Origin of the sequence: Thermoanaerobacter sp. RKWS2 (assembly GCF_026240795.1) — a bacterium.
In the GTDB taxonomy this organism is placed as follows: domain Bacteria; phylum Bacillota; class Thermoanaerobacteria; order Thermoanaerobacterales; family Thermoanaerobacteraceae; genus Thermoanaerobacter; species Thermoanaerobacter ethanolicus.
Map to the genome: position 1 here is coordinate 1,005,345 of NZ_CP110888.1, position 14,465 is coordinate 1,019,809.

The 14,465-nt window shown below is 33.6% G+C and carries 15 protein-coding genes, 2 pseudogenes and 1 riboswitch; of the genes and pseudogenes, 15 read left to right on the forward strand and 2 right to left on the reverse strand.

Annotated elements, in window-relative coordinates:
* Window positions 1-40 precede the first annotated feature (40 nt).
* The 13 genes and pseudogenes from rplU (at window position 41) to asnB (ending at window position 10,849) form a co-directional block, all read left to right on the forward strand.
* Window positions 41-355, forward strand: coding sequence for a 50S ribosomal protein L21 (gene rplU, locus OEI98_RS05025; RefSeq protein WP_003871517.1), 315 nt, complete (start codon window positions 41-43; stop codon window positions 353-355).
* Window positions 356-358: 3 nt separating this feature from the next.
* Complete coding sequence (locus OEI98_RS05030) at window positions 359-697, forward strand: ribosomal-processing cysteine protease Prp (protein ID WP_003871518.1); 339 nt, start codon at window positions 359-361, stop codon at window positions 695-697.
* A complete protein-coding gene (rpmA, locus tag OEI98_RS05035; protein ID WP_003868116.1) occupies window positions 694-981 on the forward strand; it encodes a 50S ribosomal protein L27 in 288 nt (95 codons plus the stop codon). The genes OEI98_RS05030 and rpmA overlap by 4 nt, the downstream gene beginning before the upstream one ends.
* A 54-nt stretch (window positions 982-1,035) precedes the next feature.
* Window positions 1,036-1,251, forward strand: coding sequence for a Spo0B domain-containing protein (locus OEI98_RS05040; RefSeq protein WP_028986104.1), 216 nt, complete (start codon window positions 1,036-1,038; stop codon window positions 1,249-1,251).
* 44 nt (window positions 1,252-1,295) lie between these two features.
* On the forward strand, window positions 1,296-2,567 hold the full coding sequence (gene obgE, locus OEI98_RS05045) for a GTPase ObgE (RefSeq protein ID WP_003871562.1): 1,272 nt from the start codon (window positions 1,296-1,298) through the stop codon (window positions 2,565-2,567).
* A gap of 122 nt (window positions 2,568-2,689) precedes the next feature.
* The gene (nadD, locus tag OEI98_RS05050; protein WP_003869551.1) at window positions 2,690-3,325 is read left to right on the forward strand and encodes a nicotinate-nucleotide adenylyltransferase; all 636 of its coding nucleotides are present in this window, start codon (window positions 2,690-2,692) and stop codon (window positions 3,323-3,325) included.
* On the forward strand, window positions 3,315-3,899 hold the full coding sequence (gene yqeK / locus OEI98_RS05055; protein WP_019907566.1) for a bis(5'-nucleosyl)-tetraphosphatase (symmetrical) YqeK: 585 nt from the start codon (window positions 3,315-3,317) through the stop codon (window positions 3,897-3,899). Before nadD ends, yqeK begins: the two co-directional genes overlap by 11 nt.
* Window positions 3,896-5,083, forward strand: coding sequence for an LCP family protein (locus tag OEI98_RS05060; protein WP_004405279.1), 1,188 nt, complete (start codon window positions 3,896-3,898; stop codon window positions 5,081-5,083). Before yqeK ends, OEI98_RS05060 begins: the two co-directional genes overlap by 4 nt.
* A gap of 16 nt (window positions 5,084-5,099) precedes the next feature.
* Window positions 5,100-5,453, forward strand: coding sequence for a ribosome silencing factor (rsfS, locus tag OEI98_RS05065; RefSeq protein WP_003869548.1), 354 nt, complete (start codon window positions 5,100-5,102; stop codon window positions 5,451-5,453).
* 108 nt (window positions 5,454-5,561) lie between these two features.
* Window positions 5,562-6,212: a helix-turn-helix transcriptional regulator gene (locus OEI98_RS05070; RefSeq protein WP_266039966.1), complete on the forward strand. Its 651-nt coding sequence runs from the start codon at window positions 5,562-5,564 to the stop codon at window positions 6,210-6,212.
* 62 nt (window positions 6,213-6,274) lie between these two features.
* Window positions 6,275-6,406: riboswitch (cyclic di-AMP (ydaO/yuaA leader) on the forward strand.
* A gap of 101 nt (window positions 6,407-6,507) precedes the next feature.
* Window positions 6,508-7,608, forward strand: a complete 1,101-nt coding sequence (locus OEI98_RS05075) for an NAD/NADP-dependent octopine/nopaline dehydrogenase family protein (protein WP_003869546.1) — start codon at window positions 6,508-6,510, stop codon at window positions 7,606-7,608.
* Window positions 7,605-9,257 (forward strand): cobalamin-dependent protein, encoded by a 1,653-nt coding sequence (locus tag OEI98_RS05080; RefSeq protein ID WP_266039968.1) that lies wholly within the window; start codon window positions 7,605-7,607, stop codon window positions 9,255-9,257. The genes OEI98_RS05075 and OEI98_RS05080 overlap by 4 nt, the downstream gene beginning before the upstream one ends.
* A gap of 81 nt (window positions 9,258-9,338) precedes the next feature.
* Window positions 9,339-10,849: pseudogene (gene asnB / locus OEI98_RS15030) on the forward strand (asparagine synthase B).
* Window positions 10,850-10,877: 28 nt separating this feature from the next.
* Here asnB and OEI98_RS05095 read toward each other — a convergent pair.
* Window positions 10,878-12,143 carry a D-alanyl-D-alanine carboxypeptidase family protein gene (locus OEI98_RS05095; RefSeq protein WP_266039970.1) on the reverse strand — a complete coding sequence of 422 codons (1,266 nt, stop codon included), beginning with the start codon at window positions 12,141-12,143 and terminating at the stop codon, window positions 10,878-10,880.
* Window positions 12,144-12,261: 118 nt separating this feature from the next.
* Between OEI98_RS05095 and OEI98_RS05100 the strand changes: the two genes are divergently transcribed.
* The gene (locus tag OEI98_RS05100) at window positions 12,262-12,867 is read left to right on the forward strand and encodes a helix-hairpin-helix domain-containing protein (RefSeq protein ID WP_266039972.1); all 606 of its coding nucleotides are present in this window, start codon (window positions 12,262-12,264) and stop codon (window positions 12,865-12,867) included.
* Window positions 12,868-12,923: 56 nt separating this feature from the next.
* Complete coding sequence (locus OEI98_RS05105) at window positions 12,924-13,982, forward strand: coiled-coil domain-containing protein (protein ID WP_266039974.1); 1,059 nt, start codon at window positions 12,924-12,926, stop codon at window positions 13,980-13,982.
* Here the strand turns inward: OEI98_RS05105 and OEI98_RS05110 are convergent.
* Window positions 13,971-14,458: pseudogene (locus OEI98_RS05110) on the reverse strand (phosphatidylglycerophosphatase A). The gene OEI98_RS05105 and the pseudogene OEI98_RS05110 sit on opposite strands and share 12 nt — an antisense overlap.
* Window positions 14,459-14,465 lie beyond the last annotated feature (7 nt).

Here is a 14,465-nt window from a genome sequence, read left to right on the forward strand (position 1 = left end):
ACCTTGTTTCCCGGCGAGACTGGATGGAGGAGGTGCAAAGATGTACGCAATAATCGAAACTGGCGGAAAACAGTATATGGTTCGTGAAGGAGATGTTCTTGCAGTAGAAAAATTAAATTATCCAGAAGGAGAAGTTATTTCTTTTGACAAAGTTTTGGCTGTGTCAAAAGAGGACGGTAATGTAGAGTTTGGCAAACCCTATTTAGAAAATGTTAAGGTTAATGCCAAGGTTTTAGAGCATGGGAAAGGACCAAAAATAAGAGTTTTTAAGTATAAGCCAAAGAAAAATTATAGAAGAAGACAAGGACATCGTCAACCTTACACAAAAGTACAGATTGAAAAAATAATTCAGTAAGCCATGATTAGAGTAGAAATATTGAGAGATCCAAAAGGGGATATTTATAAATTTAATATAAAAGGACATGCAGGTTTCGATGAGTACGGAAAGGACATCATATGTGCAGCTGTTTCTGCTATATCTCAGACAGCGGTGCTGGGAATAGAGGCGTTAAAAACTGTTAAAATAAAGAAAAAAATAGAAAGTGGCGATTTGCAGATTGACATTATTGATAAAGGTTTGGCAGAAGATGATATACGATTAAAAGCTATTCTGGAGACTATGGTTTTAGGCCTTAAAGATATTGAAGCGGATTATCCTGAATATGTAAGGGTTATGGATAGGAGGTGCAAAAAATGAAACTCCAACTTTTTGCTCATAAAAAGGGTGTTGGAAGTTCCAGAAACGGTCGTGATAGTGAATCTAAGCGTTTGGGAGTAAAAAGGGCAGATGGCCAATTTGTATTAGCTGGTAATATCCTTGTAAGACAAAGAGGAACTAAAATACATCCAGGTGTAAATGTAGGAAAAGGAAAAGACGATACACTTTTTGCATTAATTGATGGATATGTTACTTTTGAAAGAAAAGGCCGCGACAAAAAACAAGTAAGTGTTTATCCAGAAAGGAAAGTTGCGCAGAATTAAATCCTGGTTTATACCAGGATTTTTTCATAAATAATAATAGAAAGTGGTGGAAAAATGGTGTCAGATGTGGAGTTATTGGTAGACTACATCAAACGAAGCAGACATGAACTTTTAAATGATTTACAAGTGGTATTAGGGTATGCTCAACTGGGGAAATTAGATAAAGTGATTGAATCTCTTCACATTGCAATTGACCACCTTAATAGAGAAAGAGATATTTTTAATTCCGAGAATGCAGAAGAGATTATAAAAAATATCTTAGAGGGGTAAAAAATTTTGAAAAGTATATACTATAAAGGAAGGCAGGTGAAAGAATGTTTATAGACACGGCAAGGATATACATAAAAGCTGGAGACGGTGGAAATGGAATTATATCTTTTAGAAGGGAAAAATACGTTGCTTATGGTGGGCCGGACGGTGGCGACGGAGGAAAAGGTGGAGATGTAATATTTGTAGCAGATCCTAATTTGTCTACTTTGTTAGATTTTAAATACAGAAAAAAGTACATTGCGCAAAACGGAGAAAATGGTAGAGGTAAAAATCAATATGGCAAAAACGGAGAAGATTTGTACATAAAAGTTCCTGTAGGAACCTTGATAATTAACGATGAAACAGGAGAAATCATAGCTGACCTTGTAAAACCTAATCAAAAGGCTATTGTTTTACGGGGAGGTAAGGGAGGAAGAGGGAATACTAAATTTGCTACTTCTACTTTGAAGACTCCTCGTTTTGCTGAAAGCGGTGAAAAAGGCAAAGAAATGTGGGTACGATTGGAGTTGAAGCTTCTTGCTGATGTGGGATTAATAGGATTCCCAAATGCAGGTAAATCTACTCTTTTAGCCAGTTGCACAAGAGCAAAGCCTAAAATTGCCAATTATCCTTTTACTACCCTGACACCCAATTTAGGAGTTGTAGAGTATAAAGGGAAATCTTTTGTAATGGCAGATATTCCAGGTTTAATTGAAGGAGCTCACAGAGGCGAAGGATTAGGTCATGACTTTTTGAGGCACATTGAAAGGACAAAAATGTTGATACACGTTGTGGATGTATCTGGAAATGAGGGACGAGACCCTATAGAAGATTTTGAGAAGATAAATGAAGAGCTTAAACTCTACAGTGAAAGATTACTTACTTTGCCTCAAATTGTTGCTGCAAATAAAATTGATTTACAAAGTGGTAGAGAAAATTACCCTGATTTTGAAAAAGAAATTAAAAAAAGAGGTTATGATGTATATCCTATATCTGCTTTGACAAAAGAGGGTATTGACAAACTTTTGGACAAGACTATAGAAATTCTTTCTTCTATTCCGGTTGAGGAGATAAAGGAAGTATCAGAAGTTATTGTTTATACACCTCCTGAAGAGGAAGAAACTCTCAATATAGAAGTAAAAGATAATACCTATTATCTTAGCGGTACAAAAATTGACAAACTTTTAAAAAGAGTAAATTTACAAGATGAGCATTCTTTAAGGTACTTTGAAATGCTTCTTAGAAAGAGCGGGGTAATAGATGCTCTTAAGGAAAAGGGATTTAAAAGTGGCGATACAATAAATGTGAGAGATTTTGAATTTGAATACTATGAATAAAAGTGGAATTTGATTCCACTTTTATTATTACTTTAATGAGGGCTCATGGTAAGCTTGTGCAATTTACCTCTTTTGATGTATAATGTATAATATAAAAGAAATATAAATTGGGGGATAGTAACTTGGAAAGGGAGCTTAGACTTGGGATAATGGGAGGCACTTTTGACCCTATTCATTATGGTCATTTAGTTACTGCTGAAGCGGTAAGGTCTGAATTTAAATTGGACAAAGTGATTTTTGTTCCAGCAGGTAACCCGCCTCATAAAGTAAAGCGAAAGGTGACAGATAAAAAACATCGTTATTTAATGACTATACTTGCTACAATAACTAATCCTTTTTTTGAGGTATCGACGATTGAAATTGACAGAGAAGGGTATACTTATACTATTGATACTATCAAAGAGTTTAAAAAAATTTATGGGGAAAGTACGCAACTTTATTTTATAACAGGAGCAGATGCTGTTTTAGAAATTTTGACTTGGAAAAGCGCGGATGAGCTTCTGAAAATGTGTAATTTTGTTGCTGCAACTAGGCCAGGAGTTGAAGGTAGTAAAATAGATGAAGAATTAAAAAAAATTAGAAAACTTTATGGAAATGTCATTTACAAAGTGACTGTTCCCTCTTTGGCTATCTCCTCAACTGATATAAGGGAAAGAGTAGCAGGGGGACGACCTATAAAGTATTTGTTGCCGGAGTCTGTTGAAAGATATATTCAAAAATACGGTTTATACAAAGAGGATGACGAAAATGGGGTATGACATAGAATTTTTTAAAAAGAGATTAAAAGAGTTATTAGATGAAAAAAGATTTAAACACTCTATTGGAGTAATGGAAACCGCAATGCATCTTGCAATAAAATATGGAGCTGATGTCGAAAAGGCACAAGTAGCAGGATTATTGCATGATTGCGCTAAAAGCTATTCTGATGATGACCTTTTAAAACTTGCTAAAAAATATAGAATTGAGCTAGATGAGATTTTAATTCATGCGCCTTTTCTTTTACACGGTCCTATAGGTGCACATTTGGTAGAAGAAATTTTTGGAATAAAAGATCAAGAAATAAAAAGGGCAATTGCTCTTCATACTACTGGTGATGTCAATATGAGCCTTTTGGATGAAGTAGTATTTCTTGCGGATTATATAGAGCCTAATAGAGATTTTAAAGGAGTAGAGGAATTAAGGCGATTAGCTGAGGAAAATTTAGACCTTGCTTTGTTAAAGTCTTTTGATAGAACAATTTGTTATGTTTTAGAGAGGGGACTACTTCTTTATGAGAAAACAGTAAAAGCTCGAAATCATATTCTTTTGAAACTTGGGAGTGGAGGTAAATGAAAAAATTTATAAAGATTGTATCAATGTTATTGTTGCTGAGTTTATTATCTGTAGGAGTAGGAGGATATATCTATTTAAAGTCTTTGAACCCCTTAGATGTTTCTTTGATGAATAAAAATAGTGAAAACAAAAATTCAGAGGCAATTCAGAAAATAAATATATTGGTTTTGGGAGTTGATGAAACATCGCCAACAGATCCAAGGCGTTCTGATACTATGATATTATTATCTTATAATCCTAAAACTAACAAAGCTTATATTTTATCTATTCCCAGAGATACAATGATTAAACTTGACAAATATGGGACACAAAAGATAAATGCTGCCTATCCCATAGGTGGACCTCAACTGGCGATGGATATGGTGTCACAGCTTATTGGAGAGCCTGTTGATTATTATGTAAAGATTGGATATGAAGGTTTTAAACAATTAGTAGACGATTTAGGCGGAGTAGAGATGAACGTACCGATGGACATGAATTATGATGACAATGCAGGGAATCTTCATATTCATTTAAAAAAAGGTGTTCAACTTTTGGATGGAGAGAAGGCTTTACAGTTGGTGAGATTTAGACATGGGTATGCAGAACAGGATTTAGAAAGGGTCAAAGTCCAAAGGGAATTTTTATTAGCGATGTTTCAAAAAGCTAAAGACCCTAGTACTTTGTTAAAAATTCATCGTATATTAAAAACCATAAATCAATACGTAGAAACAAACATACCACCTACTACTATGTTAAAGTATGCAGATTATCTTTTAAAACTTGACAAAGACAATATAAAAACAGCTACTGTGCCTGGTACTCCTCAGTACATTGATGGGGTTGCTTATTATATCACAGATCCACAAAAAGTATTACAATTTATGGATAATTTAAATGATGAAAGAGATGATACTGCTATCGCAGCTAATAAAAAAGACATAAAAATAGAAGTTTTAAATGGCGGTGGTATACCAGGAGCTGCTACAAAGACTGCTGATTTGTTAAAACAACAAGGGTATGATGTAGTGAAGATAGGAAATGTAATAGGTACCACTTACAACACTACTCAGATAATCAATAGGACTGATGATAAAAAAATAGTAGAGGATCTGAAGAAAATTTTAAAAAATGCTATTGTAGTGGAAGATACGAATGGAGACAGTAATGTTGATATAACTATAATTTTAGGGAAAAACATATAAAATGGAGGGTGATTTAGTGATAGACGGAAAAGATAAGGTGTCTAAAATTTATAAAGTTTTAGAAGACAAAAAAGCTTATGATATAAAGATCTTGTATATAGGAGATTTAACGATTGTCGCAGATTATTTTGTTATTGCCACTGGCAGTTCGGATACTCACGTCAAAGCATTGACAGACGAAATTGAAAAAAAACTTATGGAAGACGGCGTTTTTGTTGATCATATTGAGGGTTACAATTGGGGCAAGTGGATTTTGATGGATTATGGAGATGTAATAGTTCACATATTTCAACAACCCGAAAGGGAATTTTATAATTTAGAAAGATTGTGGGCAGATGCAAAGGAAATAGTGCTTGACAACCGCATTTAAGGTATGTATAATAACGTTAATAAATTTTTAATGCTGTTATCTCTTGTGTCATTTTTTACTCTCTACCGCATATATTTAATATTGTATGATTAGGGGGATTCAAAGCCAATGGGAACACATCCTATCTTAAAAAGCATGATCCCAGTACTAGAAGGTATAGCTAATACATTTGGCAAAAATTGCGAAGTGGCATTACATGACTTTTCTTCCCCACAAAATCCTATCATTGCGATCATAAATCCCCATGTTACGGGAAGAGAAGTGGGGGCTCCATTGCCTGAGGCTATATTAAAAGTATTGAAATCAGATAATATTGAGAATTTAATAAATTATAAAAACAAGAGCAATGATGGAAAAATTTTGAAGTCGTCCGCGATTTTTATAAAAGATGAAAATGGCAAGCCCATTGGGTGCCTTACAATCAATATCGATATTTCAGAATTTATTATGGTGAAAAATACCTTATCAGAATTCTGTGAAGTAGCTGATACTACAGAAGAAAATAGAGAAAGTTATACGGGCAGTGTAAGTGATGTTTTGGAAAGTATTGTGAATACTACATTAGAGAATTATGGTAAACCTGTAAATTTTATGACAAAAGAAGAAAAGGTTCAGATAGTGAAAATGTTAGATGCAAAAGGGACTTTCTTAATAAGGGGCGCTGTGGATTACGTAGCAAGAATACTCTGTGTTTCCAGATATACTATATATAATTATTTGGATGAAATAAGGGTAGGAGAGGATTTTGGTAAATATTAGTCTGTTTTCCTTTACAAATATTTGATTTTATGATATAATAAAAATAAATTGAAAATTAAATAAAATGCTAAACGCTGAATTCGTAAAGAAGCGGGGGAACCACTTTCTGGGGTGAATCCATCTTTTAAAAGATGGTAGGGTTATCTTTCGACCCGAACCCGTCAGCTAACCTCGTAAGCGTTGAAAGAGGAGGATGATAGCATTGGTGTCTTTTTGGGTTTTTACAGACACCGAAGGTTAAAGCTATAGATTTCCCTCTATAGCTTTTTCATTTCTTTAAAAGGGGGTAGTAAAAATGAAACAACTCTCTTTTGCAGTAATTGGAGCTGGGAATGGGGGTCAAGCGATAGCGGGGCATCTCGCTTTAAAAGGCTATAAAGTTAATTTGTACAATAGAACCTATCAAAAATTACTTCCTATTATAGAAAAAGGTGGAATTGAATTAGAAGGAGAAGTAGAAGGGTTTGGCAAGTTAAATGTGATAACTGATGACATGGAGAAAGCTATTAAAGATGTTGATATAGTTTTAGTTGTAGTTCCTGCTTCTGCCCATTATAAAATTGCCGAAGACATGCTGCCATATCTTAGGGATGGTCAAATAATTGTATTAAACCCTGGGAGAACTGGTGGTGCTTTAGAGTTTCATAATGTTACAAGAAAAAGAGAAGATTTAGATGTAGTTATTGCAGAAACAGATACTTTTATATACGCCTGCAGGTCTTCCATGGGAAGAGCTAAAATATACAAAATAAAAGAAGTAGTGTCTGTTGCTGCAATACCTAAAGAAAAAACAGAAATAGTGGTGGAAACACTTAATACTGCATTTTCTCAGTTTATTCCGGCGCAAAATGTTCTTGAAACGAGTCTTAACAATTTTGGAGCTGTTTTTCATCCCACCCCTACTCTTTTGAATGCAGCGAGAATAGAAACTACTAAAGGGAATTTTGAATATTATCGGGAAGGCATTTCTCCTTCTGTTGCAAAGATATTGGAAAAAATAGATAATGAGAGAATGATGGTGGCAAAAGCTCTGGGCGTAAATACTATTTCCGCTAAAAGATGGCTAAAAGAAAGTTATAATGCGGAAGGAGAAAATCTATATGAGGCAATTCAAAATACAAAAGCTTATGTTGGTTTATTAGCTCCTCAAACATTAGATTGTCGTTATATATTTGAAGATGTTCCTATGAGTTTAGTGCCTATGTCTTCTATAGGGAAAGAAATAGGCATTAAGACCCCCACTATTGATGCTGTTATACATCTTGCTTCAGTTATGCACGGAAAAGATTATTGGAAAGTTGGAAGAACGGCTGAAAAGCTTGGCATACAAGGTATGACAGTTGAAGAAATTATAGAATTGGTTGAAGGGAAAAGAAAGGAGGTAACGATAGCATGAAAAAGTTAATTGTAGCGGCAGCGATAGGTAATTGCGTCCATGTAGCAGGTGTGTATAACTTTTTGAGATTTGCAGAACACCAAGGTTATGAGACTGTATTTTTAGGTCCTGCAGTTCCTATTAAAAAATTGATTGAAGCTGTTAAAGAACATAAGCCGGAGATTGTAGGAGTAAGCTTTAGACTAACTCCTTCAGCTCTTGAAAAACTTTTAGAAGAACTCAAGAGGGAAATAGAAGTAAATAATTTGCAACATATAAAATGGGTATTTGGAGGGACAGAGCCTACTGCAGAAGTAGCTCGTAAATCAGGAATATTTGCAGCAGTTTTTGATGGTAAAAATGGCGATGAAGCTACAATTAATTTCTTAAGAGGAGGAAGTTCAAACCATAGACAAAGAGTTTTTGCTGATACATTAATTGGAAGAATAGAAGATAAATATCCTTATCCTATAATAAGGCATCACTTTGGGCTTCCTTCATTGGAGGACACTATAGAAGGAGTTAAGAAGATAGCAGAAGCAGAAGTTTTAGATGTAATTTCTATAGCACCAGACCAAAATGCTCAAGAGCACTTCTTTGATAAGAAATATGACAAATCTTTGGACGGAGCAGGCGGTGTTCCTATAAGAAAGAAAGAAGACTTAATAAGAATATATGAGGCTTCAAAAAGAGGTAACTATCCTCTTCTCAGATGTTACAGTGGTACAAATGATGTTTTCAAGATGGCAGAGATGCTTCTAGAGACTATCCATAACGCTTGGGCAGCGATTCCCCTTTGCTGGTATAATGTATTGGACGGCAGAGGACCAAGGGATGTAAATACTTCCATAAGAGAAAATCAGCAGCTTATGAAATGGCACGCTGAAAAAGGAGTACCTGTAGAAGTAAACGAAGCACATCATTGGAGTTTGAGAGATGCTCACGACGTAATTGGAGTAACAATGGCTTATCTTGCAGCATATAATGCCAAAAAGATGGGAGTAAGAGACTATGTAGCTCAGTTTATGTTTAATGTACCTGCTTCTATTTCACCAAAAATGGATTTGGCAAAGATGTTAGCTAAGATAGAATTGATAGAAGAATTACAAGATGAAAATTTCAGAGTTATAAGGCAGGCAAGGGCTGGGCTTGCAAGTTTCCCTTCCGACCTTTTAGAAGCTAAAGGACAATTGGCTTCCAGTGCCTATCTCTCCATGGCTATAAAGCCTCATATCTATCATGTGGTAGGCTACTGTGAAGCTCATCATGCTGCAACTCCGGAAGATATAATTGAAAGCGTTAAAATAGTAAAAGCCGTGATAAAAAACTCTATGTTTGGAATGCCTGATTTGACTCAGGATAAAGAAGTAATTCAAAGAAAAGAACAGTTAAAGAAAGAGACAAGGATTTTATTGGAAGCGATAAAGAGTTTAGCGCCTCACAGTCCTGATCCACTTTCTGATCCAGACGTATTAGCATTGGCGATAAAGATTGGTCTATTAGATGCACCACATCTCAAGGGTAACAAGTATGCAAAAGGAGAATTGCAGACCAAAGTAATAGATGGTGCATGTTATGCTTATGACTATGAGAAGCATAGAATAATACCTGAACAAGAAAGGGTAGAAAAGATTTTACGTGAATATGAAAGATTAGTTATAACAGTATAAAATTTAGGAACGTAAGATCTATTCTTACGTTCCTTATTCAATTTTCTTTAAATATATATGAAGGGGAGGAATGATAATCAAATGTGTGGATTGGCAGGAATTATAGGAACTGGTGATAAGAGCAAAGTACAAAGGATGCTTGATAAAATACGACATCGTGGCCCGGATGAGTCAGGTATTTTTGCAGACGAAAATATTACATTAGGCCATAATAGGTTGACGATAATTGACCTTTATCATGGACGCCAACCTATAAAAAACGAAGATGGCAGGTATTGGCTTATTTATAATGGAGAAATTTACAATTACCAATTATTGCGTAAAGAGTTAAAAAACCATATTTTTTCCACAGATACTGATAGCGAAGTAATAATTCATTTGTATGAAGAACTAGGTAAAAATTGTGTTAACTATATTGATGGAATGTTTGCTTTAGTTATTTATGACTCTAAAAAAAGACCATATTTATTGCTCGCGATCCGTTAGGAATAAAGCCATTGTATTATGGTAAAACAAAAGAAGGTTATTTTGCCTTTGCTTCGGAGATTAAAGCACTTCAGGAAGTAACTGATGATATAAATGAATTTCCTAATGGATATATTTATACAACTGAAAACGGATTTGAGAGATATTATTCAATTCCACAGGATCCGATGTATTTTGCAGATGTTGATAATATTATTAATGGATTAAGGCTTAGATTAGAGGATTCGGTAAGAAAAAGGTTGATTGCTGATGTGCCTGTTGGAGTATTTTTAAGTGGCGGATTGGATAGCAGCCTTATAGCAGCAATAGCAGTAAAATACAAAAATCCCCTTCACTCATTTGCAGTAGGTGTCGAAGGAAGTAATGACTTAAAGAATGCAAGAGTTGTTGCTGATTATGTAGGTACGATTCACCATGAATTTATTTATACAGAGGAGGACATAAAAAAAGTTTTACCCAAAGTTATATATCATCTTGAATCCTGTGATCCAGCCTTAGTCAGAAGTGCTGTTGCAACATATTTTGTATCAAAACTTGCAAGCAATTACGTAAAAGTTATTCTTTCGGGAGAAGGTGCTGATGAGTTGTTTAGCGGATACCATTACCTCAAAAATTATACAAATCCTTGGAAATTACAATCCGAATTAAAATATATAACTCGAAATTTGCATAATACAAATCTTCAAAGAGTTGACAGAATGACAATGGCACATTCCATTGAGGGACGTGTACCGTTTTTAGATATAGAAGTGTTACGGTACGCATTTAAAATAACACCGTCATTTAAAATTAACGGCCGAGAAAAAACCGAAAAGTGGATACTTAGAAAGCTTGCAGAAAATTATTTACCAGAATCAATTGTATGGAGAAGAAAAGAAAAATTTGCAATAGGAACTGGTACATCTGAAATATTAAATAAAATAGCCGAATCAGAAATTAGTGATGCAGAGTATATAAAAAATAGATTCCTACCTAACGGTTTTGAAATAAAGTCTAAAGAAGAGTTGTATTATTTTAAAATTTTAAAAAGATTTTTTAATGTTGATTCTTTTATAAAGGACATGGGAAGAAGTAGAAGTCTCAATGACAACCAAATATATGCATAAAAAGAGGGCATTCTGCCCTTTTTTTAAATCAATATTTTGAGAAAATATATTTCTTTCTATTTCTAATTTTCCGTCTTCTCCAAAGGATAAAAGCTATTCCTAAAATTGTTGTTCCAGTAATGAATCTTACAGGGTTAGTATACATTGTATTTTTTACCCCAGAAGATTGTACATCCATATAATAATTTCCCCAAAAGTTTTTATAAACAGATTCGGTTGCAATAAGAGGATTTGTGCCTATTTCCTTTTCATTTAAAGTGTATTTAATGTATCCTAATGTATCTCCTTTATTTATTGGCGCTTTTATGTTTTTATTTAGTATTATTTGAGTTTCTATAGAATTTTCTTGCCCTTTAGGGACTTCATAGTAAAAGTCTTCTTTTGCAATAAGAGGAAGTTTAAAGTGAGATTTTCCCAAGTCGATATAAGTTACTACCTCACCTTTTTCTGTTTTTTTCACTAAAGTAAAGTTTTGAAATCCGTAGTCTAAAAGCTTTATAGTATCTGTCCAGATATTTGTTCCTTGGTCTCCCATTATGACGGATATAAGTCTGTGGCCGTCTCTTGTTGCAGAAGCTACTAAAACTTGACCTGCTGCAACCGTGTATCCTGTTTTTACTCCATCGGCGCCTTCATAGTGAAAACTTGAAGGTTTAATTAAGCGGTTGCTTAACCATAGGTCTCTTACTTTATCAAACTTATTAGTAGGGGGAATTTGATAATGTATTGTAGTTACTATTTTTCTAAATTCAGGATTTTGCATTGCATACCTTGCTATTAATGCCATATCATAAGGGGTCGAATAATGATTTTCATCAGGAAGACCATTTGGATTTACAAAATGGCTATCATAAGCTCCAATTTCTTTAGCTTTTTCATTCATCATTTTAGCAAAGTTTTCTATGCTTCCACCAATGTGTTCAGCAATTGCTATTGCTGCATCATTGGCAGATTCTAACAAAAGCGCATAAAGTAATTGCTCTAACGTAAGTTGTTCACCAGGAGAAAGAAATATGGAATTTCCATCTATTTTTGTAACATTATCGCTTGCAGTTACAATATCGTTTAAGTTTCCCTTTTCTATAGCAATAATTGCAGTAAGAATTTTAGTTGTGCTTGCGGGGTACATTCTTTTGTGCATAATTTTGTCATACAATACTTGACCTGTTGTAAAATCCATTAAAACTGCAGTTGGGCCTACGATTTCGGGCGGTGGCGGTACGTTAGCGTATATAGGAGTTATTTGAGCTACTAAAATAAAGAGTGTAAGTAAACAAGCTATTATCTTTTTCATTGCCATGCCTCCAATTTATGCTCATACCTAAAGTATACCAAAAAAATGTGAAAAATAAAAAGGAATTTTTTAATTCATGTAGAAATAAATAAAGGAAGCTGTAAAAAGAGGTGTTAGTATGCCTTATTTTTCAAAAAAACAGCAATATGCTATAGTTGCTATATTATGCTTTATATTGGCATTTTCAGGATATGTAATTTACAAAAATTATAAATTAAAAAATGAATTTGTCGTCAATGCAAGCAATGAGAGTGTGCCAGTGGAAAGAATTGTAGAGAGTGAAGAGAACAAAGAAAAGCCTTTGGAAATAAAAGTATATGTAACAGGATTAGTAAAAAATCCAGGAGTCTACACTATGAAAGAAGGAGAAAGGATTATAGATGCTATAAATAAAGCAGGAGGACCTTTGCAAGAAGCAGACCTCACAAATATAAATCTCGCGCAAAAAGTTAAGGATGAACAAATGATAAGAGTTCCAAAAAAGGGTGAAACAAATAATATTTCTCCTACTAGTACAAGACAAAAAAGCGAAAAAATAAATATAAATACTGCGACTAAAGAAGAATTGCAAACTTTGCCAGGAATAGGACCTGTGACGGCTGAAAGGATAATTGAATTTAGAGAAAGTAAAGGCTCTTTTAAAAAAATTGAAGACATAATGAATGTTCCTAGAATAGGTCCTAAAATGTTTGAACAGATAAAAGACAAGATTATTGTGGACTAGCTGATGTTAAATAGTTCCATGTAGAACAAAAAATGCTATATTAAATGAGGGGTTTTATGAAAAAGTTGATAGCTATTATAATTGGGAGTATATTTTTATTTAATTTTATACTAGTACCAGCGCAAAGTGATACTTCTTCGGATTTTGATAAGGCGAAGGAGGAGGAACAAAAACTTGTATTAGAGCTATTAAATCTTGAGGTAGAAAGGCTTAAAACTCAAAAGTCTTTGGAAGATTTAGCAATAGAGATTGAAAATTTAACTGTAGCTATTCAGGAAAAATCTAAAGAAATACAAATGGTAGATAAAGACATAGAAAAGGAAAAAGAGATAGTAAAGGCTTGGTTTAGGTTTTTGTATATGGATGGAACAAATGCTATATTATCACTTCTACTTATGTCACAAAATTCCAGTGAATTATTGCATAGGCTTATTTACATAGACATTGTAACCAATTATTTTTACAATAAACTAGAAAATTTAAATAAGCTTGTAAAATATAAAAGAGAAGAGGAAAATAGATTAACATCTCAAAGATTGCAGCTTATAGAAAAACAAAAAGAACAAATAGAATTGCTAAAAAAAATAGATGAGTTAAGGTTAGCTAAAAGCCAAATGTTAGAAGAAATAAAAAAGAAAATTGCAGATTATCAAAAGATATTTGCAATGGCTGATAATTTGGGCAAAATGTTTCCTTCTTTAGATTATTTATTAAGCCACCTTTCTCAATTTTCATGGGATACTTTGGAGTATAAGGATTTGAGTTTTTCCTTTTTTAACTTATCAGCTTCTTTTACTGATGTTGATGTAACAAAGATGATACGCTCTTATAGTGATAAGTTAGAAGATCTAACAGTATCTTTTAGTAAAGAAGGTTTTGAAATAAAAGATGATGATTCATACACTTTAAAAGGCAATTTTGCAATAGAAGATAACAAAATTAAATTGTTAATAAATTCTCTAAATATAGGGGATATAAAAATTGGTGGCCAGTTGCTTCAAAAAATTCTTTATGGCTATGACACGACTATAAACATTAAAATTCCTGTTGAAGGATTTAAATTAAAAAAGGTGGAGGCAGAAGAAGGCTATGTAAAGTTTACTTTAGAAAAATAGTTTTTTATAAAACTTCTTTTTAGAATGGGCAATTCTGGCACAAGCCGCGGCGATTATTGCAGCTACTAAGTCATCAATAAAAGTATTACACTTTTTTCTTTATTTTCATTAAGTTTTCCTATTATGCCGGGTTTTATTTTATCAAGATATCCAAAATTAGTAAGACCTATAGAACCATAAACATTTGTAATGCTTAAGGCTAAAATTTCGTCAATGCCGTATAAGGGTTCATCTCTTTTTAAAATGGACAAAAGAGGTTCTTCTAGTAGGTCTTTTTCTGCTAATTTGTCTAAAGCGATTCCTGTCAAGATTGCATTTTGAACTTCTCTTTTCTCAAGTACATGATGTAAATTTTCTATGCACTCCTCTATTGTTAAATCATCATAATACTTTTTTTGCAAGTCTAATACTAATACTGCCATATCTTCTAAAGTAACTCCTCTTTCTTCTAAAAGGTTTATAGCAATATCTTTCATTTTAACA